The sequence below is a fragment of the Pseudomonas sp. LBUM1648 genome (genome assembly GCF_059716145.1).
In genome coordinates this window covers 734,435-753,144 of the sequence record NZ_CP166808.1, presented here as the reverse complement: position 1 = coordinate 753,144, position 18,710 = coordinate 734,435, and the positions used below count along the sequence as shown (strand labels likewise).

The following is an 18,710-nucleotide window of genomic DNA, read 5'->3' as shown; positions in this document are numbered from 1 at the left end:
AACGCGCCATTCCGTGCGCCACAAAACAACAAGGGGTGGATGCTAGCGCGGTGGGTAGTTGGTGAGGATACGCGCCACCGTCTCGCGAATGGCATTGCTGCGATCCGTCGGGTTCGGCGTGCTGCTGAGCATCTGCTCATCGCTGCCGCGCCACACCAGTTTGCCGTCCTTGCCATCGAGCAGGTCGATCTGGATTGTCGCCACCTTGTAGGTAATGTTGCGCGTCTCGTTGTACATCGGCGCGCCCCAGTAACCATTCCACGGGCCACCCCAACCGCCGCCGTAGTTGGTCGTCACTTGCTGCTGACGATCCTCGACGATCAGGTAGGTCTGCACGCTCAAGTCACCCTTGGCGCCGGCAGGCGCCGGGCGCAAACCGCGCTGGTCCAGTTGATCGGTGACGGCCTGACGGATGCGTTGCTCGGTCAGGTCGCTTTTGATCCGTGGATCATCGGGACGGTATTGCAGGGCGGGGTCTTTCCAGCTCCAGTTGCGATAGCCGGCAAAGTCGCGGCTGGCGTCGAAGTCGTGATTGACCCGGTTGGCGGCACAGGCGCTAAGCAGCGCAACCATGGCGAATAAAGCAAGACGGCGGTACATGGTTTTTCTCCGGTTGAAAACATGAACCTGCTAGAGCTTCTCGATTAACCGAAGCTAGCTCGGAGGATACGCCGACATGGCCTTTTCCACAGCCTCGCGAATCGCGTCGGTGCGGTCGATCTGGCTGCCCTTGTTGGCGGTTTCGGCGCTGGCACTCCACACCGGTTGGCCGGTGCCGGCGTCGAACAGGTCGACTCGCACCACCACAACCTGTTCCTGATAGGTGCGCACGACCGGCACGCTGTTGTACATGCCATAACCGCGACCATAACGATCATAGCCACTGTATCCGCCGTAGCCGTATCCGTAATCGTCCTGGACCTGTCGCAAGCGGGTTTCCAGACGCAGATTGGCGGTAACGAACAGGTCGGCCGGGCGATTGTCGTGCAGCGGACGCAAGCCGCGCTGATCCAGCGCGTTGCTCACCGCTTCAGCCACTTGCGCCGAATCCGCCCATGCCGTGCCTGGCGGCAGTTGGCCGTTGAGCCAGGCCCAACTGCGGTAGCGCCCGTAATCACGCGGCGGCGCCGGATACGCGCTGCGGTCAAAGGTGTTGGCGGCTTGCGCTGGCGCCGGCGGCAAGGGCCGCGACTGCGCCACGTAGGGGTTGCTGCCCTGACAGGCGGCCAACCCCAGACAGATCAGCAGTAACCCCGATTGTGCTTTCATTTTGCGCTCCGATCAGATCGGCCGGCAGATCCAGTGCAGGTAGCGCCCAAGCCCGGCGAAGCTTGGGTGACGACGGTGGGCGAGTTCCATCTCGAGCAAATCCACGAGTTCGGCGCGGGCCTGGAACTCCACCGGCATGTAGTCGTGGAAAACCCGCACCCCGCTTTGGCTTTCGACCTGCCACAAGCCTTCGAGTTGCGTTGCCAATTCTCGTGGGTCAAGCGGCATCTGCGGGGTCAGGCTCTGTTTCTCGCCAGCCATGACGTTCTTGCGCATTTTCTTGAAATGGCCCTTGAGCAGATTGCGGTAGATCAGCGCGTCGCGGTTGTAGAACGCCAGCGACAGCCAGCCACCGGGTTTGGTCAATTGATGCAGCACCGGCAGGATTGCGTGGGGTTCGGACAGCCATTCCAGCACGGCGTGGCAGATCACCAGATCATAGGGTTCGGTGAGTTGCCCGAGCAGTTCCTGCCACGGCGCCTGAATAAACGTCGCCGTCTGCCCCGCTTCGGCGAACCGCTGGCGGGCGCCTTCGAGCATCGGCTCGGCCGGCTCGGTAAAGGTCACGTCGTGCCCGCGCTCGGCCAGCCACAACGACATGTGGCCCAGACCGCCACCGATGTCGAGCACCCGCAACGGACGATCCGGCAGTGCTTCGGCAAGGTCAGCCTGCAATACTGCAAGGCGAATCGCACCCTTGGCACCGCCGTAGATTTTTTCAGCGAAACGGGTCGCCAACTGATCGAAATGCCGGTCGCTCATCAGCCGAACCGCCGTTCGCTGTCGGCGAGCTTGCTGCGCACCACTTCATTCATGTCCAACCCCAATTCGCTGCACAGCAGCAACAGATACAGGACGATATCGCCGACTTCCTGCCCGGCGTGGGCGAGTTTGTCCGCCGGCAACTGGCGCGACTGGTCTTCCGTCAGCCACTGGAAAATCTCCACCAGTTCAGACATCTCGACGCTGGCGGCCATGGCGAGGTTTTTCGGGCTGTGAAATTGCCGCCAGTCATTGCGGTCGCGAATGGCATGCAGGCGTTCGGTCAGTTCAACAAGGTTCATCGGGCTCTCCTGAAGGCGTATAGCTTCGGGGGGTTGCCGGTTGAAGGCAAGGGCCAAAGAAAGCTCTATGCTTGCAGGGAACTCGGCCACCTGCGTTGTGGCCCAAGGCTCAGCTCTTTCATCAGGATGCACACATGCAGGTAGAAAGCTTTTTCGAATGGCTCGGCCAGGCACTCGGTTCGGTCATCCGCTTTATCGTCGATGGCCTCAGTGGCTTGTTCAACATGCTGAGCAATGCCGGCGGCAACTTTGTCGATGGGTTGGCCAAGACGCTGGGGATGGACACTTCGATCATCAGCATCATCGCGCTGATCGTCGGGTTGATGCTGCTGTGGTCGGCGATTCGCGCGTTCATGAATGCGTCGATCATTGCCGGGATTATCTGGTTGCTGCTGGGGTTGTGGTTGTTGAGCTGGATTATTCACTGACCTCACATAAAACCCCTCACCCCAGCCCTCTCCCAAGGGGAGAGGGGGCCGACCGAGTTGTTCTTCAGCTATACGCCGACCTGAAACTTCAGGGTTGAGCAGCATGAAGATCGGCTCCCTCTCCCTCGCGAGAGGGCTGGGGTGAGGGGCTGGTTATCCGAGCAAAGCAAATCCCCAACGAACCGCTACAATCCCCGCTCCCCCAAGGAGCCCGCATGTCCAACCTGATTGCCGACTGGCGCGACCGCCCGACTCACCGCAAGGTCTGGGTGCTTGCCGCGCCGATGATCCTCTCCAATATTTCCGTGCCGCTGGTAGCGCTGGTCGACAGCACCGTCATCGGCCACTTGCCCCACGCTCATCAATTGGGCGCCGTGGCGGTTGGCGCCAGTCTGTACACCTTTCTCGCCTGGGCCATGGGTTTTCTGCGCATGGGCACCACTGGCTTCGCCGCTCAGGCAGCAGGGCGCAGCGATGGCGCGGCGTTGCGGCAGATTCTCTTGCAAGGGCTGCTGCTGGCGATGGGGCTGGCGCTGGTTCTCGGCACCTTGGGCGTGCCGCTAAGCGGCGTTGCGCTGCACTTTATGCAGCCGTCGGCGGAACTCGATCAGCTCACTCGCGACTTCTTCCACACCCGACTGTTCGGGCTGCCTGCCGCACTGGCCAGTTATGCGCTGGTCGGCTGGTTCCTCGGCACCCAGAACGCCCGGGCGCCGCTGGCGATTCTGCTGACCACCAACCTGATCAACATTGCGCTGAATCTGTGGTTCGTCATCGGTCTGGACTGGGGCGTGGTCGGCTCGGCCCGGGCCTCGGTGATTGCCGAATGGAGCGGCGCCCTGCTCGGTCTGCTGCTGACCCGCAAAGCCTTGCGCGCCTATCCCGGGCACATCGCCTGGGCTGCGCTGAAAGTGTGGCAGAGCTGGCGCCCGCTGCTGGCGGTCAACCGCGACATTTTCATCCGCAGTCTGGCCCTGCAATCGGTGTTTTTCCTGATCACCGTGCAAGGCGCGCGACTCGGTGATGCGACGGTCGCCGCCAACGCGCTGTTGCTCAACGGCTTGCTGCTGACGGCCCACGCGCTGGACGGTCTGGCTCACGCGGTCGAAGCCCTGTGCGGACATGCCATCGGCGCCCGCGATCGCCTGGCCTTGCGCCGCTCGCTGGTGGTGTCCGGTGGCTGGTCGCTGATCGCCAGCCTTGGCTTTGCCCTGCTGTTTTTACTGGCCGGGCATTTGTTCATCGAGATGCAGACCAACATCCAGAGCGTGCGCGACACCGCGTTCGTCTACCTGCCTTACCTCGCCGTGCTGCCATTGATTGCGGTCTGGAGCTACCTGCTCGACGGCCTGTTCATCGGCGCCACCCGCGCCCGGGAAATGCGCAATGGCATGCTGCTGACGGTGGTTCTGCTGGTGCCATTCGCCTGGGCATTGCAAGGTCTGGGCAATCATGGCCTGTGGATTACGTTCCTGCTGTTCATGGTGCTGCGCAGCCTGACGCTCGGCGCACAGGCCCTGTGGCTCAAGCGTAATGACGGCTGGTTTAACGGCGCTGCTCACTGAGCCGGCGTGTGTTCGATAAAGCCGACCACTTGATCGAGCACCGGCGCCAGCCGCCGCAGTGGCCGTGACAATGTCGCCACCAGCGTGATGTGATTGGGTCTCGAGTAATACAAGTCCTGCACCGGCACACCCGCCTCGCGCAGTTTATGGGCGAGACCGCCGGTGTTTCGCGTCGGGTTGACCAGATTATCCTTGCTCGCAGCAATCAGCAGCGCTGGCGGCGCGCCGCGATTGACATGGTTGATCGGCTGCGATTGCGGCGGTGAGTCCGGCCAGAAAAACACCGGGCGCACATCAGGATTCACGATTGGCAGAAAATCGTACGGCCCGGCCAGACCGATCCAGCCACTGATGTCCTTGGGCGACATCCCCACCGCTGCGAGCAAGTCGCCATCCAGCGCCAGCATCGCCGCGTTGTAGCCACCGGAGCTGTGCCCCATCAGATACAAGCGCTGCGGATTACCGGAAAACTCGCGAATGTGCGCACGGGTCCACGCCACCGCCCGCGCGTTGTCTTCAAGAAACAGTGGATAACGCACCTGCGGATACAACCGATAATCCGCCACGACCGCGACAATCCCCCGGGACGCCAGCGCCTCGCCAACAAAAGCGTAATCCTCGCGCGCGCCGCTGTTCCAGCTGCCACCGTAGAAAAACACCACGACCGGCGCATCGGCCAATGCATCACGCGGCACGTAGACATCGAGCTTCTGCCGGGGATCGTCACCGTAGGCAATGCCCGTGGTTTTTTCAAACGTGCTATCCGGGGTCAGCGCATTGAGCAGTTTTACCGGCGAACACGCACTGAGCAGCAACAGTACTAAAGCGCCGATCACTGCGCCGAACCCTTGCCGGAAAAAACCTGCCATACGCGTGAACCTCACGATTGATCGCCACCCCATTGGCGACGCACATGGTCGAGCCGCTCCTGCTGGGTCAGCCCCACCGGCGGCGGCACCAGCACGGCACGCGGATGCAGCAAGCGTAGCCACAACCAGCCATCGAGCACACTGCGGTCGCTGAAGCCCAGCGCCAGACCCTGTTGAACATGGGAGGCCATCGTTACGTAATCGGTTCCGAATGATTGGCACCAGCGCCAGATGTGCTGCTCCAACAGGCAGGTTTGCAGGCGTTCGCGCTGCCGTCGCGTAAGGCTTTCTTCGATGTTCAATGGTTCTACGGCAAGCCCGGGGTTGCGCAACTGCTGCCAGCCCTGACTGCCAATCGCACGATCGGCCCAGGTGCCACCGAACCAGCGCAATTGGCGGATCGGGCCAAGCCAGCGACTCAATTCGCCAGCGTCACAGGCGTCGAAGAAATAGCTGGCGGTCTGGCGATTGTAATAACTGAGCAAGGCCCGATGGTTCAATCCGAACGAGACCGTGAGCATGCGTTGCAAGTGGCTCAGCAGTTCAGGCGCCGGCGCCTCGCTGCCGAGCAGCAAGCCGCGCCAGGTATCCGGATCGCGTTGACACAACGACCCCAGCGCCTGGCTATCACGCAGGTCGATCAGCACCGGGCCGTGCTCGCTGACCGGCTCGAACTCGGTACCGTCAAACAGCCAGAAGCGCCGCACGTCGGCGAAAGCCTGTCGCAGTAACGTCAAGGCCCGCGCTGCATCCGGGCCGTCGAGCAACAGCCATTGCGCCATCGGCTCCAGCGCCGCACCGCTCATGTTGCGCCGCTCTGTTCAAGCGCGGTGAGTAACCGACAACTGCAGACGACCTCTGTGCAGTGGCTGAAACTGCCGCCTCCGGGCATCAGGCATAGCAACAAAAGCGGCTCGCCGGACGTCAGCAATTGCTGCAAGCCTTCACTGACCAATTTCTCCGGCAATGGTGGTGGCGGGTCATCGGTGATGTTCGGGGCGGCAACCGGTGGTTGCAGAACCCCGCTGATCATCGGCTGATCCGGATCGCCTTCAAAGAAGCTCACCACTACCTCGACGCCATCGCCCAGCGCCGCCAGCGGCGCATCAGCCAAGGCTGGCGCGAGCGGCAGCCAACAGTGACTCGGCGCCGCACCTTCACCCTGATAGAGCCAGTCGAACTGCACCGCCACCGGGCGAAAATGATCGGGCTGCGGTTCGTCGACCGCCACCACCCAGGCCCGTTGCAGACTGTGCATACGCAGTCTCGACGGCTCGGCGGCCGACGCACACGCTGGCACCTGCTGCGCACCGAACAACCGGTTGGCATAAGGCAGATCAAGGGCCGGATCGGCGCTGTGTTCCACCTTGGTCAGCAACCAATGGCGATTGCATTCGGCGAAGGGATGCCCGACCAGACGCAGCCATTGGCCGCTACGCAACGCCGCCAGGTCACTGCGTCCTTCGGCCTGTGGTGCCAGCCAGGTGCCTTCGGCCTGACACGTTTCCTGCAATTGCCAATGGTGTACCGCGGGCCCGGCAAAAGGATCGCCGGGCTCGCCCTGATACAACGCGGCGTCAGCCAACGGCAACTGCGCCGGATCATCGCCGAATACCAGGCAATGGCCGCCGCGCTGGTGCTCGAAGAAATAGTGAATCCGCGCCTGCGCGCACAAGCGTTGCAGCAGTTGCAGATCCGATTCACGGTATTGCGTGCAGAACGTGCGCGCCGGGTAGTCGCCACGCAACTCGAAGCGGCGCTGCGCGCCGACGATGCCGTGCTCCCTGAGCACTTGCTCAATGATCTGTGGCACCGAACGGCCACTGAAAATCCGTTGACTGATCCGCAGATCGAGGCAGCCAAGTTTCGGCCCCAGGCGGATCCGGCTCAGTCTGGAACCGTGCCCCTGCTCATGCTGGACAAGGCTCTGCAATTGCCCGTGCACGCCCTCCCCCGACGGGCCGAAACACAGGAAAGCCGAACGGTAAAGCAGGCCGGCAAGGTCCAGTTGCGGATCGTCGATCAACACATCGATCTCGAACGCAAAGGGTTCGTTGAGGGCTTCGCTACCGGTAAAGGCCAGGACTTCGAAAGGGTCAGACAGGCCCGCTACATCGAGACGAAACGACGACTCGTTGACTGGATCGAACATAGGCGGATCTCTACAGGAGGGGCGGTCGGGGATTCTCGCCGAGAGCCATGGCCGAGTAGAGAGCTGAAGTACAACTTAGGAAATGACCTACGCGAAAAGCAGACCGGATGACTTTGCTGGCCAGGATAGCCAAGCATTTCGCGAAGATTTTGGGATGTATCCCACCGGGTCATCCGAATTTTCCACAGCCTGCGGGAAAATTTCAGACAACCCGGCGAGATCGCAACCTGGCCTCAGGAAGACAGGTAGGAGGAGCGGGTCAGGCCCAGACGCAAGGCATCGAGAAATTGCGTGCGCTCGCTGGCACTGATACGGGCACTGGCGCATTTGTCGCGATAGTGAGTCATCAGTTCTTCCGGCGACAGGTGCACGTAACGCAGCATGTCTTCGATGGTGTCGTGGGTTTCGATGCCGGCGTGGTACACGCTGCCATCGGCGTTCTGATAGATGTTCACCGAGTCGGTGTCACCGAACAGGTTGTGCATGTCGCCGAGGATTTCCTGATAGGCGCCGACCAGGAACACGCCCAGCAGGTAGTCTTCACCTTCGTTCAAACCGTGCACCGGCAGACTGGTCTCGATGCTCTGCTCGTCGACGTACTGGTTGATCTTGCCGTCGGAGTCGCAGGTCAGATCCTGCAGCACCGCGCGACGCAGCGGCTCTTCGTCGAGACGGTGCAGCGGGATGATCGGCAGCACCTGATCGATTGCCCAGGTGTCCGGCAGGCTCTGGAACACCGAGAAGTTGCAGATGTACTTGTCGGCCAGTTTGTCGTTGAGTTCGTCGAGCACTTGGCGGTGCGAACGCTGACGTGCTTTGAGCGAGTTGTGCAGGCGACGGCACACCGCGAAGTAGCACTGCTCGGCCAGGGCTTTTTCAGCCAGGGTCAGCTTGCCGTCGGCGTACTGTGCAGCCACGTCGCTCATGTAGTGGGTGGCGCGCCAGTAGGTCTCGGTGACCATTTCAATATCTGTAGGGCCGAGCAGGTCAACCAGCCACTGCACGGTTTCCGGCAGGTTTTCCTTGTTTTCGATCAGCGGGATTTCGTCGTTGTGTTTCTCGACGTCGGTCACCTGCACCACCAGCATGGCGTGGTGCGCGGTCAGCGAACGGCCGCTTTCGGAGAAAATGTGCGGATGCGGCAGGCTCTGCGCATCGCAGAATTCCTTGAGCATGCCGACCACGACACCGGCGTAATCGTCCATGTCGTAGTTGATCGAACTGGCGTTGCGCGAGTGGGTGCCGTCGTAGTCAACGCCCAGACCGCCACCGACGTCGATGTGATCGACCGGCAGACCGAGATTGCGCAGCTCGCCGTAGTAACGGATCGCTTCTTTGAAGCCGTGCTGATAGTCAGCCAGGTTGGCAATCTGCGAACCCATGTGGAAGTGCAGCAGGCGAATGCCCTGATCCAGGCCGGCCGCGCGGAAGCGCTCGACCACCGACAGCAACTGCGCCGCCGACAGACCGAATTTGGATTTCTCGCCACCGGTGTCCGCCCACTTCGACGACGCCAGCGACGACAGACGCACGCGCAGGCCAACCTGTGGCTTGACCTTCAGCGAGGCGGCCTCTTCGATCACCAGACCGACTTCGGATTCTTTCTCGATCACGATGAACACGTTGTGGCCGAGCTTCTGGCCCATCAGCGCCAGACGGATGAACTCGCGGTCCTTGTAGCCGTTGCAGACGATGGTGCCGCCCTTCGGCGCCAGTGCCAGCACCGCCAGCAGCTCAGGCTTGGAGCCGGCTTCCAGACCGATGGAGACGTCCTGGGTGGCGATGATGTTCTCGATCACCGCTTCTTGCTGGTTAACCTTGATCGGGTAAAGCGCGGTGTACTTGCTCTGGTATTCCAGGCGCTCGATGTTCGAATCGAAGGCGCCGGTCAACTGACGTACACGGTCTTGCAGGATGTCGGGGAAACGAACCAGCAACGGCAAGGACAAACCGCTTTTGCGCAGTTGGTCGACTTGCTCGAACAGGTCGATAGGCGAGCTGCTCGGGCCGTTCGGACGAACTTCGACGCGACCGGCGTCATTGATCGCGAAATACCCGGCCCCCCAATGGCGAATCCCGTAAACACTGCGGCTGTCCGCAACTGTCCATTGGCTGCCATCGTCTTTGCGTGTGCGTCGTACGGACATCGAAGTCCCCTATAAAGAAGTCATAGTGCGTTACCTGAAATGCAGGCTGGCGCAGTCTAAAGAATGAAAATGACGGTTCGTCAGCGCGGCGGTAGACCGCGCTGACCGCGTGGAGTTTAGAAACCGGTCATGAACAGGCTCTGTGAAAACCATGGAGACGACGCCGGAACTGACAACCATCAGCACCGGATCAAGCCGCAGGTGGTTTTCACAGAGGCTGCTAGCCGCCGGACTTCTTCGCTTTGAAACCGTGCTTGATCAGTTCAGCCAAGAGTAGCTCGACATGATCGCCCTGGATTTCGATGATCCCGTCTTTCAAGGCTCCGCCGGTGCCGCAACGTTTCTTCAACGTTGTAGCCAGCTCCTTGAGTGCGTCTTCGGCCAGGGGCAAGCCGGTGATGGTGGTCACCGTCTTGCCGCCACGGCCTTTGCTTTCGCGACGCACGCGGGCAATGCCGTCTCCGGCCGGGATCACGGTTTGTTTGCAGATACAGGCGTCAACCGGCTTACTGCATTCCGGGCAATGACGACCTGCGTCGGTGGAAAATACCAGACCGCCCAGGGCGGCGAAGGATGCGGCTTTTTTGGCCACCGGCAATCCTCTTGGGAGGACAAAGACTGATCGCGACCTTGGGCAAGGTCATCGACCGCGAAGCCCCACTCAGGCAGGGGCAGCGCTACTGCACCGATGCTTCAACAAACGCAGGCCGGTACAGCTTGAAAAGGTCGCGCAGTGTAACGGCAAAAAACCCAATTGCTAAGTGCCAATCGGCGCCAATTTATGTGTTCTTTGCGACGTCGTTTTGTTGAGCCTTGAGATAGCGCTGCAACGCTGCCAAAGAGTCCGGGCAATAGGGCTTTCGCTGGATTTCCTGCATGACTTGCTCGACCGGGATAAAGCGCGCTTCCAGCACTTCTTCCGGTTGCAGTTTCAGAGGCCCATCCCACACGGCGGAAAACGCCGAGCACCACAGGCGGTTGCCGGTGTCCTCGAAGTAGAAATGGTCGTGAGCGGTGAGTTCCACGCCACTGACGCCCAACTCTTCTTCCAGCTCACGGGCCGCCGATTCGGCGTAGGTTTCATCGGCTTGCACCATGCCGCCCGCCGCCACGTCCCAGTAACCGGGATAAATGGCTTTGCTCAAGGTGCGCCGATGCACACAAAGCTCACCAGCGGAATTGAACAACATGATGTAAGTGCCCCGCCCGATCAGCCCGCGTTCGCGCAAATCGGCACGCACCAAGGCGCCGAGCAGGTTGTCCTGCTCGTCGACCCAGGCGATCTGTTCGGCATCCGAGGCGGCGCGATGGGCCGCCTCTTTGGCGTTGTGGCTCATGAATCAACCCTGGTTGAGCAGTTGACGCAAGTCGATGACTGCCGCGTTGGCCCGGGAAATATAGTTGGCCATGACCAGCGAGTGGTTGGCCAGCACGCCGAAGCCGCTGCCGTTGAGAATCATCGGGCTCCAGACAGGCTCTTGCGAAGCCTCCAGTTCACGAATGATCTGACGCACGCTGACCGTAGCGTTCTTCTTCGCCAGTACGTCGGCGAAGTCGACTTCGATGGCACGCAGCAGATGCGACAGTGCCCAGGCCTGACCACGCGCTTCGTAGAACACGTTGTCGATCTGCATCCACGGGGTTTCGACGATTTCTTCATCAACCTGCGGTACTTCACCCACAGCCGGTGTTTCGGTTTTCAGCGCCGTATTGAGTTTGACTCGACCGACACTGGCCGACAGTCGCTGGGACAACGAACCCAGACGGGTGCCGACATCGCCCAGCCAGTTGTTCAGGTTGTCGGCGCGGGCATAGAACAGCGCGTTTTTCTGCGATGGATCAGACAGACGTGCCTGATAGCGGCTCAGGGAATTGATGCCTTCCTGATACTCCGACTCGCTGGACGGCAGGATCCAGCTCTTGTTGTCGAAGTTGAAGCGCGGTTCGGCCTTGGCCAGATCGGCGTCTTCGGCCGATTGCGATTGCGAACGGGCAAAGTCTTTGCGCAGGGCGCGGGTCAGGTCACGCACCTGCACCAGCACGCCGTATTCCCAGCTCGGCGTGTTGTCCATCCACAAGCCCGGCGGGAAGCGGTCGTTGGAAATGTAGCCGCCCGGCTTGTCGAGCAGGGTGCCGGCGACGGATTTCAGGGTTTCCACCGTGGTGTAGCCGATGACCATCTGCTTGCCTTCTTTCTCGGCAGCCACTTGTGCGTTCTGCGCCACGGGAAACAGCGCCGGTTCCTGGCTCCAGTACCAACCAAGACCGATGGTTACCAACAGGTAAATGCCGACCAGGGTGGCCAGCGCGCGGCTGAACAACAGCCCGCCAACATAGCTGCGGGTGGCCGACTTGGGCTCGGCGGCACGTTCAGGCGCGGCGCCCGCGCGGTTTTTCCAGTCCAGCATGGCGATATCCTTTCAATCACTTGGGTTCAACGGTTCGACCACAACCATACAACAACGTGCCTTGGGCCGGCACCCGCCAGTAAAGATAAGCCGCAAATCGTGTGTACGCTTGACGCATCTGTCAGAACTAGGGGAATCCCTGATGTCATCTCCTCTGACGCATCAGCGCAGAGTATTGAAAACAATCGAAAAGCATATTCACCACGCTGATGTGAGCGGCGCTGCAAATCTTCCCGAATCTACCCGGCCTTGGCGGCAAGCCCCTGACTCTCGGGCACATGCCCGACGAACAGGTCAAAAACAAAACCGCTCGGTCAGAAACTGAATAGTGACGCATTGCAGATTATTGACGTGTGACACTCGTCTAAGGGAAAAGAGGTGCTAGCATAGAGCCACCAGTCGACCTCAGCATGCAGCCTAACTAGTAGTCAGGATATGACCGAGCCAGAAGACCCCAGCCGTGAGCGTCTCAAGCACCACTTTGCCCAGCGGGTAATTCATCAGGCACGTCAGATTCTTGAGATATGGCAGCGCCTGCAACGCAGTGAATGGTCCACCGTCGACCTCGCCGAACTGAGCGAGGCCAACCTGCGTCTGTTGCGTTTTGCCGAGCGCTTCGAACAGCCTGAGCACACCCAGCTCGCGCGCCACATCGGCCAGTCGCTGGAAGCAGTGGACGCCAATCGCGGTCGCCTCAGTAGCGGCCTGATCACCGACCTCAATCGTTTGATGCAGCGCTTGTCGCGTACCGGCCTGCGCCATGGCGATCAGCTCGATCAGACTTTCCTGCCGCCGCTGCGCAAACCGATCTACGTGATGCTGCAGGATTACGACCGCGCCGAACGGCTGGCCAAACAACTGGAATTCTTCGGCTTGAGCGCGCAGGCACTGGACAGCGTGGCGGCGTTTCGCTCATCGATGGTCGAGCGCTTGCCCGCCGCAATCGTCATGGACGTGGACTTCAGCGGCGCCGGCGTAGGCCTGAAGCTCGCCGCCGAAGCTCAGGTCGGTCTGGATGAGCCGCTGCCGCTGTTGTTCTTCAGCCTGCACGAAACCGACACGCCGACCCGTCTCGCCGCAGTGCGCGCCGGGGGCCAGGAATTTCTCACCGGCACCCTCGAAGCATCGAGCCTGCTGGAGAAGATCGAAGTCCTGACCTGCGTCGCCCAGTACGAACCTTATAAAGTGCTGATTATCGATGACTCCCGCGCCCAGGCCTTGCACACCGAGCGCCTGCTCAACAGCGCCGGGATCGTCACCCGTACCTTGATCGAACCGATTCAGGCGATGGCCGAACTGGCGGACTTCCAGCCGGATCTGATCATCCTCGACATGTACATGCCGGCCTGTACCGGCACCGAATTGGCCAAGGTGATCCGCCACAACGACCGCTACGTCAGCGTGCCGATCATTTACCTGTCGGCCGAGGACGATCTGGATAAACAGCTCGACGCCATGAGCGAAGGCGGCGACGACTTCCTCACCAAACCGATCAAGCCACGACATCTGATTACCACCGTGCGCAACCGCGCCGCCCGTGCGCGCAATCTGAAAGCGCGGATGGTGCGCGACAGCCTCACCGGCTTGTACAACCACACGCACATCCTGCAATTGCTCGAAGACTGCTCGTTCCGTGCCCGTCGAGAGAACAAGCCGCTGAGCTTCGCGATGCTCGACATTGACCACTTCAAGCGGGTCAACGACAGCCACGGCCATCCGATGGGCGACCGAGTGATCAAAAGCCTGGCACTGTTTCTCAAACAGCGTCTGCGCAAGACCGATTTCATTGGCCGATACGGTGGCGAAGAGTTCGCCATCGTCATGCCCGACACCGATATCGAAGCCGCGCACAAAGTGCTCGATGAGATTCGCCAGCGTTTTGCCGAAATCCATTACCCGGCCCAGCCGCAAGACTTGTGGTGCACCTTTAGCGCCGGGGTTGTGGAGATGCGCGATGACTCCGATAGCCTGATGATGGCCAGCCAGGCCGACGAGGCGCTTTACCGTGCCAAGGGTGCCGGACGCAATCGGGTGCAGACCGCGCGGGACACAAAGCAAAGTGCCACTTTTTCATCGGAATCCACTGATTCGGTCATAACCCTGTAACAGAATCGCAATAAATTCAGGCGCTTACCATTTCTGCCGTTGGTAGCCGTCATGCGCCTGAAGTTGCTCACCAATCTCAATACTCTGCTGCTGGTCGCCGTGTGCCTGGCACTCGGCGCCACGCTGTGGTGGTCGCAAAAAGCTCTGGAACGTCCTTATCTGTTGATGGAGCGTTATTTGGGGCTGTCGCAGCAATTTCAGAACGAGGTGGCGCGCAACGTCGAGGATTACCTCGCCAGCGGTGATGCCCTGCGTCTGAGCAGCGCCAGTCAGGCCATCGATAGCGTGCAGAAAGAACTCGGCGAACTGCCGCCCGCTCTGGCCGACACCCTGCGCCCGAGCATCTCAGGCCTGGAAGAATTCAGCAAAACCGACTTGCTCGCCGCCGGCAAACTCGCCGGTGATCCGCAGGCATTGCTGTTGCAGGCCGAACGCGAACTCAGCGCCAGCCTCGACCAACTCAGCACCTATGCCAATGGCAACGCGACTTGGCTCGCGCCACTGCTCGCCGCCTCACAGCATCTGGGCAAGCTGTCGCTGGCACGGGACAAACTGGTCAGCAGCGGCCGCAGCGAACTGGCCGCTGACGTCGAGCGCGAAGTCGACAACATCCGCACTCAGGCGCAGGCGATTGATGCCCTGCCCCTTCTCGGCGTGATCGCCAGCAACGAATCGAGCAGTGATGACTTCGCGGCGATGATGGGCATCGAAAGCACGGAAAAAGCCGTCGCCGAAGACGCTGGTGTCGGCCTCAAACGTGAACTCAACAGCCTGCTCGGCCGCTACCCGGCAGAATTGCAACGCACCCGCGAGCAGATTCAGAAACGCACCGATCTGAGCACCGCGACCCACCTGAAAATCGCTGCCGTGCAGCAAGCCATCGCAGGCCTGGAACCGGTAGTGCGCGCCCAGCACGGGCAAATCCAGGGCGAAGTACGACTGATGCAAGGCGTGATGATCGGCCTGATTCTGCTGATCGCACTGCTTATCGACACCCTGCAGCGCCGCCTGGCCCGCACACTGACCAATCTTGCGCCAGCATTGTCGACCTGGGCCGAAGGCGATTTCAGTCAAGACATTCAACTGGGCAAGACCAACCGCGAATTGCACGACATCGAAGCGTCGCTCAATCGCTTGCGCGCGTATCTGGTGGATCTGGTCGGTACGATTCGCGGCAACGCCGAGCAAGTGGCGGGCAGCAGCCGCACCCTCGCCGAACTGAGCAACGATTTGCACAGCGGCGCCGAGCATCAGGCCGGGGATACGGCATTGATTCGCGATTCCCTCGGCGAACTGGAGGCCACTATTCAGCAAGTCGCCGGGGATGCCCGTCAGGCGGCCGATGCCAGCCGTCATGCAGGTTTGGCCGTCGAACATGGCCAAACCGTCATCGGCCAGAGCCTCACCGGACTGCACGCTTTAGTCGGCGAGGTGCAAGGCAACGCGCAGATGATCGAACATCTGGCCGAAGAGTCGGCGACCATTGGCGGCGTATTGACGGTGATCCGCTCGATTGCCGATCAGACCAACCTGCTGGCGCTGAACGCGGCGATTGAAGCGGCACGCGCCGGGGAAATGGGCCGTGGATTTGCCGTGGTGGCCGAGGAAGTGCGTTCGCTGGCGCAGCGCACCGCCGGGGCGACAGCGGAGATTCAAACCCTGATCGCCGGCCTGCAAACCGCCGCCCGGCAATCGGTCGAAGGCATGCGCGCTCAGGTCGAGCACGCCGAAGCCACGGCCAATCAGGCGCAAGCGGCGGACGGCGCGCTGGACAAGATCGTCGGGGCGATCCAGACCATTTCCGACACAGCGATCCGCATCGCCGATATCACCGCGCAGCAGAGCGGCGCGGTCAGCGAGATTCGCGATCACAGCGAGCGGATTCATCAATTGGGTGGGGATAACTTGCTGCGCATCGGCCAGGGCCGTGAACAGGGCGAGAACCTGCTGGTATTGGGCGGGCAGTTGCATACGGCCGTTCAGGCCTTCCGTGTCTGATAAATCGCCTTCGCGAGCAGGCTCGCTCCCACAGAGGTGTGCATTCCAATGTGGGAGCGAGCCTGCTCGCGATAACGCCAGATCAATCACCACAATGACCGGATCAGATCACTCGGTCACAAATTTTGCGCAAACATCGGCCATCGTGCTGGCTATTGCATAGAACTGGACAGTCACAAAGTCTTTGCGGCATAGTCGCCGGGTTCTGACGACTGCTTATTCATAACAAGGACACGCAGATGGCAACCCTACTGGTGCTGCACGGCCCCAACCTGAACCTGCTCGGCACCCGCGAACCGGGCACCTATGGGTCGACGACCCTGGCACAGATCAATCAGGACCTGGAGCGCCGCGCCCGTGAAGCCGGCCATCATCTGCTGCATCTGCAAAGCAATGCCGAGTACGAATTGATCGATCGCATCCACGCCGCGCGCGGCGAAGGTGTGGATTTCATCCTGATCAATCCAGCAGCTTTTACACATACAAGTGTTGCATTACGTGACGCGCTGCTGGGAGTGAGCATCCCATTCATCGAAGTGCATTTGTCCAACGTGCACAAACGCGAACCTTTCCGCCATCACTCTTACTTCTCCGATGTAGCGGTAGGAGTGATCTGCGGCCTTGGCGCCAGCGGTTACCGACTGGCCCTGGAGGCTGCACTAGAGCAGCTTGAACAACAAGCTATACGCCCCTGACCGACCCTTGGGAGTTGATGATTCATGGATATCCGTAAAGTTAAGAAACTGATCGAATTGCTGGAAGAGTCCGGCATCGACGAGCTCGAGATCAAGGAAGGCGAAGAGTCCGTACGCATCAGCCGTCACAGCAAGACCCCGGCTCAGCAGTACTACGCACCTGCACCGATGCAAGCACCGGCTGCCGCACCTGTTGCAGCCGCTCCTGTTGCTGCTGCTGCCCCGGCTGCCGCTGCTGCTCCAGCGTTGAATGGCACTGTTGCCCGTTCGCCGATGGTTGGCACGTTCTATCGCAAGTCTTCGCCAGCCTCGCCGTCCTTCGTTGAAGTCGGCCAGACCGTGAAGAAAGGCGACACCCTGTGCATCGTTGAAGCCATGAAGATGATGAACCACATCGAAGCTGAAACCAGCGGTGTGATCGAGTCCATCCTCGTCGAAGACGGCCAGCCGGTTGAGTACGACCAACCGCTGTTCACCATCGTTTGAACTGCGGAGAGCCTTTGATGACTGCGAAGTTGGAAAAAGTTCTGATCGCTAACCGCGGTGAGATCGCCCTGCGGATTCTGCGTGCCTGCAAAGAGATGGGCATCAAGACCGTCGCCGTTTACTCCAAGGCCGACAAAGAGCTGATGCACCTGGGTCTGGCAGACGAATCCGTCTGCATCGGCCCGGCGTCTGCCGCTCAGTCTTACCTGCACATCCCGGCCATCATCGCTGCGGCTGAAGTGACTGGCGCTACCGCCATTCACCCGGGCTACGGTTTCCTCGCGGAAAACGCCGATTTTGCCGAGCAGGTCGAGAACTCCGGCTTCGCCTTCATCGGCCCGAAAGCCGACACCATTCGCCTGATGGGCGACAAGGTATCGGCCAAGCACGCGATGATCGAAGCGGGTGTGCCAACCGTTCCAGGTTCTGACGGCCCACTGCCGGAAGACGAAGAAACGGCGCTGCGTATCGGTCGTGAAGTCGGCTACCCGGTGATCATCAAAGCCGCTGGCGGCGGTGGTGGTCGCGGCATGCGCGTGGTTCACAAGGAAGAAGACCTGATTTCCTTCGCCAAACTGACCCGCACCGAAGCAGGCGCGGCGTTCGGCAACCCGATGGTGTATCTGGAAAAATTCCTGACCAACCCGCGTCACGTGGAAGTCCAGGTTCTGTCCGACGGCCAGGGCCACGCCATCCACCTGGGCGACCGCGATTGCTCGCTGCAACGTCGTCACCAGAAGGTTCTCGAAGAAGCGCCGGCACCGGGCATCGACGAGCAGGCGCGCCAGGAAGTTCTGGCTCGCTGCGTCAAGGCGTGCATCGACATCGGCTACCGTGGCGCCGGCACTTTCGAGTTCCTGTACGAGAACGGTCGTTTCTACTTCATCGAAATGAACACCCGTGTTCAGGTGGAGCACCCGGTTTCGGAAATGGTCACCGGTATCGACATCGTCAAGGAGATGCTCAGCATCGCCGCTGGCAACAAGCTGTCGTTCACGCAGGATGACGTGGTGATCCGCGGTCACTCGCTGGAATGCCGGATCAACGCTGAAGACCCGAAAACCTTCATGCCGAGCCCGGGCACGGTCAAGCATTTCCACGCCCCAGGCGGCAACGGCGTTCGCGTCGATTCGCACCTGTACAGCGGTTATGCGGTTCCGCCGAACTACGACTCGCTGATCGGCAAGCTGATCACTTACGGCGCTACCCGCGACGAAGCCATGGCGCGCATGCGCAATGCCTTGGACGAAATCGTGGTTGACGGGATCAAGACCAACATCCCGCTGCACCGTGATCTGGTTCGTGACGAAGGCTTCTGCAAAGGGGGCGTGAACATTCACTACCTCGAGCACAAGCTGGCTGGCGAGAAGCACTAAGCTTCAGCCCGCACCAGACAAAGCCGCCTTCGGGCGGCTTTGTTGTTTCTGCAGTAAATATCAAAAGATCGCAGCCTTCGGCAGCTCCTACATGTGTAATGCATTCCCCTGCAGGAGCTGCCGCAGACTGCGATCTTTTGATCTTCG

Annotated in this window: 18 protein-coding genes; 7 read left to right on the top strand and 11 right to left on the bottom strand. The window is 60.7% G+C overall.

What is annotated here, in order from left to right; genetic code table 11:
• Positions 1 to 42 precede the first annotated feature (42 nt).
• From ACA043_RS03235 to ACA043_RS03220, 4 genes are read right to left on the bottom strand one after another with little or no spacing between them, the layout of a single operon-like run.
• The gene (locus ACA043_RS03235; protein ID WP_497658605.1) at positions 43 to 600 is read right to left on the bottom strand and encodes a DUF4136 domain-containing protein; all 558 of its coding nucleotides are present in this window, start codon (positions 598 to 600) and stop codon (positions 43 to 45) included.
• Between the two features lie 54 nt (positions 601 to 654).
• On the bottom strand, positions 655 to 1,269 hold the full coding sequence (locus ACA043_RS03230) for a DUF4136 domain-containing protein (protein ID WP_187678508.1): 615 nt from the start codon (positions 1,267 to 1,269) through the stop codon (positions 655 to 657).
• 12 nt (positions 1,270 to 1,281) lie between these two features.
• Positions 1,282 to 2,031 (bottom strand): methyltransferase, encoded by a 750-nt coding sequence (locus ACA043_RS03225; protein WP_489880646.1) that lies wholly within the window; start codon positions 2,029 to 2,031, stop codon positions 1,282 to 1,284.
• Positions 2,031 to 2,333 (bottom strand): MazG-like family protein, encoded by a 303-nt coding sequence (locus ACA043_RS03220; RefSeq protein WP_187678510.1) that lies wholly within the window; start codon positions 2,331 to 2,333, stop codon positions 2,031 to 2,033. The genes ACA043_RS03225 and ACA043_RS03220 overlap by 1 nt, the downstream gene beginning before the upstream one ends.
• Positions 2,334 to 2,467: 134 nt before the next feature.
• Between ACA043_RS03220 and ACA043_RS03215 the strand changes: the two genes are divergently transcribed.
• Both ACA043_RS03215 and ACA043_RS03210 read left to right on the top strand, forming a co-directional pair.
• On the top strand, positions 2,468 to 2,761 hold the full coding sequence (locus ACA043_RS03215) for a hypothetical protein (RefSeq protein ID WP_126359744.1): 294 nt from the start codon (positions 2,468 to 2,470) through the stop codon (positions 2,759 to 2,761).
• Positions 2,762 to 2,976: 215 nt separating this feature from the next.
• Positions 2,977 to 4,326, top strand: coding sequence for an MATE family efflux transporter (locus ACA043_RS03210; RefSeq protein WP_187678511.1), 1,350 nt, complete (start codon positions 2,977 to 2,979; stop codon positions 4,324 to 4,326).
• Here ACA043_RS03210 and ACA043_RS03205 read toward each other — a convergent pair.
• The 7 genes from ACA043_RS03205 to ACA043_RS03175 form a co-directional block, all read right to left on the bottom strand.
• Positions 4,320 to 5,195: an alpha/beta hydrolase gene (locus ACA043_RS03205; RefSeq protein ID WP_497658604.1), complete on the bottom strand. Its 876-nt coding sequence runs from the start codon at positions 5,193 to 5,195 to the stop codon at positions 4,320 to 4,322. The two genes, ACA043_RS03210 and ACA043_RS03205, sit on opposite strands and share 7 nt — an antisense overlap.
• Positions 5,196 to 5,206: 11 nt before the next feature.
• Positions 5,207 to 6,001, bottom strand: a complete 795-nt coding sequence (locus tag ACA043_RS03200; protein WP_497658603.1) for a DUF4123 domain-containing protein — start codon at positions 5,999 to 6,001, stop codon at positions 5,207 to 5,209.
• On the bottom strand, positions 5,998 to 7,347 hold the full coding sequence (locus ACA043_RS03195) for a type VI secretion system Vgr family protein (protein WP_497616302.1): 1,350 nt from the start codon (positions 7,345 to 7,347) through the stop codon (positions 5,998 to 6,000). Before ACA043_RS03195 ends, ACA043_RS03200 begins: the two co-directional genes overlap by 4 nt.
• Positions 7,348 to 7,580: 233 nt before the next feature.
• The gene (gene speA / locus ACA043_RS03190) at positions 7,581 to 9,494 is read right to left on the bottom strand and encodes an arginine decarboxylase (protein WP_093430253.1); all 1,914 of its coding nucleotides are present in this window, start codon (positions 9,492 to 9,494) and stop codon (positions 7,581 to 7,583) included.
• Positions 9,495 to 9,714: 220 nt separating this feature from the next.
• Positions 9,715 to 10,086 (bottom strand): translation initiation factor Sui1, encoded by a 372-nt coding sequence (locus tag ACA043_RS03185; RefSeq protein WP_497658602.1) that lies wholly within the window; start codon positions 10,084 to 10,086, stop codon positions 9,715 to 9,717.
• A gap of 187 nt (positions 10,087 to 10,273) precedes the next feature.
• Entirely contained in the window at positions 10,274 to 10,831 is a 558-nt protein-coding gene (locus ACA043_RS03180; RefSeq protein WP_401272161.1) for an NUDIX hydrolase, read from the bottom strand.
• Between the two features lie 3 nt (positions 10,832 to 10,834).
• A complete protein-coding gene (locus ACA043_RS03175; protein ID WP_187678516.1) occupies positions 10,835 to 11,902 on the bottom strand; it encodes a DUF2333 family protein in 1,068 nt (355 codons plus the stop codon).
• Between the two features lie 435 nt (positions 11,903 to 12,337).
• Between ACA043_RS03175 and gcbA the strand changes: the two genes are divergently transcribed.
• The 5 genes from gcbA (at position 12,338) to accC (ending at position 18,563) form a co-directional block, all read left to right on the top strand.
• On the top strand, positions 12,338 to 14,008 hold the full coding sequence (gcbA, locus tag ACA043_RS03170; protein ID WP_187678517.1) for a diguanylate cyclase GcbA: 1,671 nt from the start codon (positions 12,338 to 12,340) through the stop codon (positions 14,006 to 14,008).
• Positions 14,009 to 14,059: 51 nt separating this feature from the next.
• On the top strand, positions 14,060 to 16,006 hold the full coding sequence (locus ACA043_RS03165; RefSeq protein ID WP_187678518.1) for a methyl-accepting chemotaxis protein: 1,947 nt from the start codon (positions 14,060 to 14,062) through the stop codon (positions 16,004 to 16,006).
• A 239-nt stretch (positions 16,007 to 16,245) separates the two neighbouring features.
• Complete coding sequence (gene aroQ / locus ACA043_RS03160; protein ID WP_064585783.1) at positions 16,246 to 16,701, top strand: type II 3-dehydroquinate dehydratase; 456 nt, start codon at positions 16,246 to 16,248, stop codon at positions 16,699 to 16,701.
• Between the two features lie 24 nt (positions 16,702 to 16,725).
• Positions 16,726 to 17,187, top strand: coding sequence for an acetyl-CoA carboxylase biotin carboxyl carrier protein (gene accB / locus ACA043_RS03155; protein ID WP_187678519.1), 462 nt, complete (start codon positions 16,726 to 16,728; stop codon positions 17,185 to 17,187).
• Between the two features lie 17 nt (positions 17,188 to 17,204).
• Positions 17,205 to 18,563 carry an acetyl-CoA carboxylase biotin carboxylase subunit gene (gene accC / locus ACA043_RS03150; RefSeq protein ID WP_159813513.1) on the top strand — a complete coding sequence of 453 codons (1,359 nt, stop codon included), beginning with the start codon at positions 17,205 to 17,207 and terminating at the stop codon, positions 18,561 to 18,563.
• Positions 18,564 to 18,710: the final 147 nt, after the last annotated feature.

What these genes read in the sequence shown, in the direction of transcription:
- ACA043_RS03235 (WP_497658605.1), bottom strand. Translation starts at nt 600, where the DNA reads ATGTACCGCCGTCTTGCTTTATTCGCCATGGTTGCGCTGCTTAGCGCC.
- ACA043_RS03230 (WP_187678508.1), bottom strand. Translation starts at nt 1,269, where the DNA reads ATGAAAGCACAATCGGGGTTACTGCTGATCTGTCTGGGGTTGGCCGCC.
- ACA043_RS03225 (WP_489880646.1), bottom strand. Translation starts at nt 2,031, where the DNA reads ATGAGCGACCGGCATTTCGATCAGTTGGCGACCCGTTTCGCTGAAAAA.
- ACA043_RS03220 (WP_187678510.1), bottom strand. Translation starts at nt 2,333, where the DNA reads ATGAACCTTGTTGAACTGACCGAACGCCTGCATGCCATTCGCGACCGC.
- ACA043_RS03215 (WP_126359744.1), top strand. Translation starts at nt 2,468, where the DNA reads ATGCAGGTAGAAAGCTTTTTCGAATGGCTCGGCCAGGCACTCGGTTCG.
- ACA043_RS03210 (WP_187678511.1), top strand. Translation starts at nt 2,977, where the DNA reads ATGTCCAACCTGATTGCCGACTGGCGCGACCGCCCGACTCACCGCAAG.
- ACA043_RS03205 (WP_497658604.1), bottom strand. Translation starts at nt 5,195, where the DNA reads ATGGCAGGTTTTTTCCGGCAAGGGTTCGGCGCAGTGATCGGCGCTTTA.
- ACA043_RS03200 (WP_497658603.1), bottom strand. Translation starts at nt 6,001, where the DNA reads ATGAGCGGTGCGGCGCTGGAGCCGATGGCGCAATGGCTGTTGCTCGAC.
- ACA043_RS03195 (WP_497616302.1), bottom strand. Translation starts at nt 7,347, where the DNA reads ATGTTCGATCCAGTCAACGAGTCGTCGTTTCGTCTCGATGTAGCGGGC.
- speA (WP_093430253.1), bottom strand. Translation starts at nt 9,494, where the DNA reads ATGTCCGTACGACGCACACGCAAAGACGATGGCAGCCAATGGACAGTT.
- ACA043_RS03180 (WP_401272161.1), bottom strand. Translation starts at nt 10,831, where the DNA reads ATGAGCCACAACGCCAAAGAGGCGGCCCATCGCGCCGCCTCGGATGCC.
- ACA043_RS03175 (WP_187678516.1), bottom strand. Translation starts at nt 11,902, where the DNA reads ATGCTGGACTGGAAAAACCGCGCGGGCGCCGCGCCTGAACGTGCCGCC.
- gcbA (WP_187678517.1), top strand. Translation starts at nt 12,338, where the DNA reads ATGACCGAGCCAGAAGACCCCAGCCGTGAGCGTCTCAAGCACCACTTT.
- ACA043_RS03165 (WP_187678518.1), top strand. Translation starts at nt 14,060, where the DNA reads ATGCGCCTGAAGTTGCTCACCAATCTCAATACTCTGCTGCTGGTCGCC.
- aroQ (WP_064585783.1), top strand. Translation starts at nt 16,246, where the DNA reads ATGGCAACCCTACTGGTGCTGCACGGCCCCAACCTGAACCTGCTCGGC.
- accB (WP_187678519.1), top strand. Translation starts at nt 16,726, where the DNA reads ATGGATATCCGTAAAGTTAAGAAACTGATCGAATTGCTGGAAGAGTCC.
- accC (WP_159813513.1), top strand. Translation starts at nt 17,205, where the DNA reads ATGACTGCGAAGTTGGAAAAAGTTCTGATCGCTAACCGCGGTGAGATC.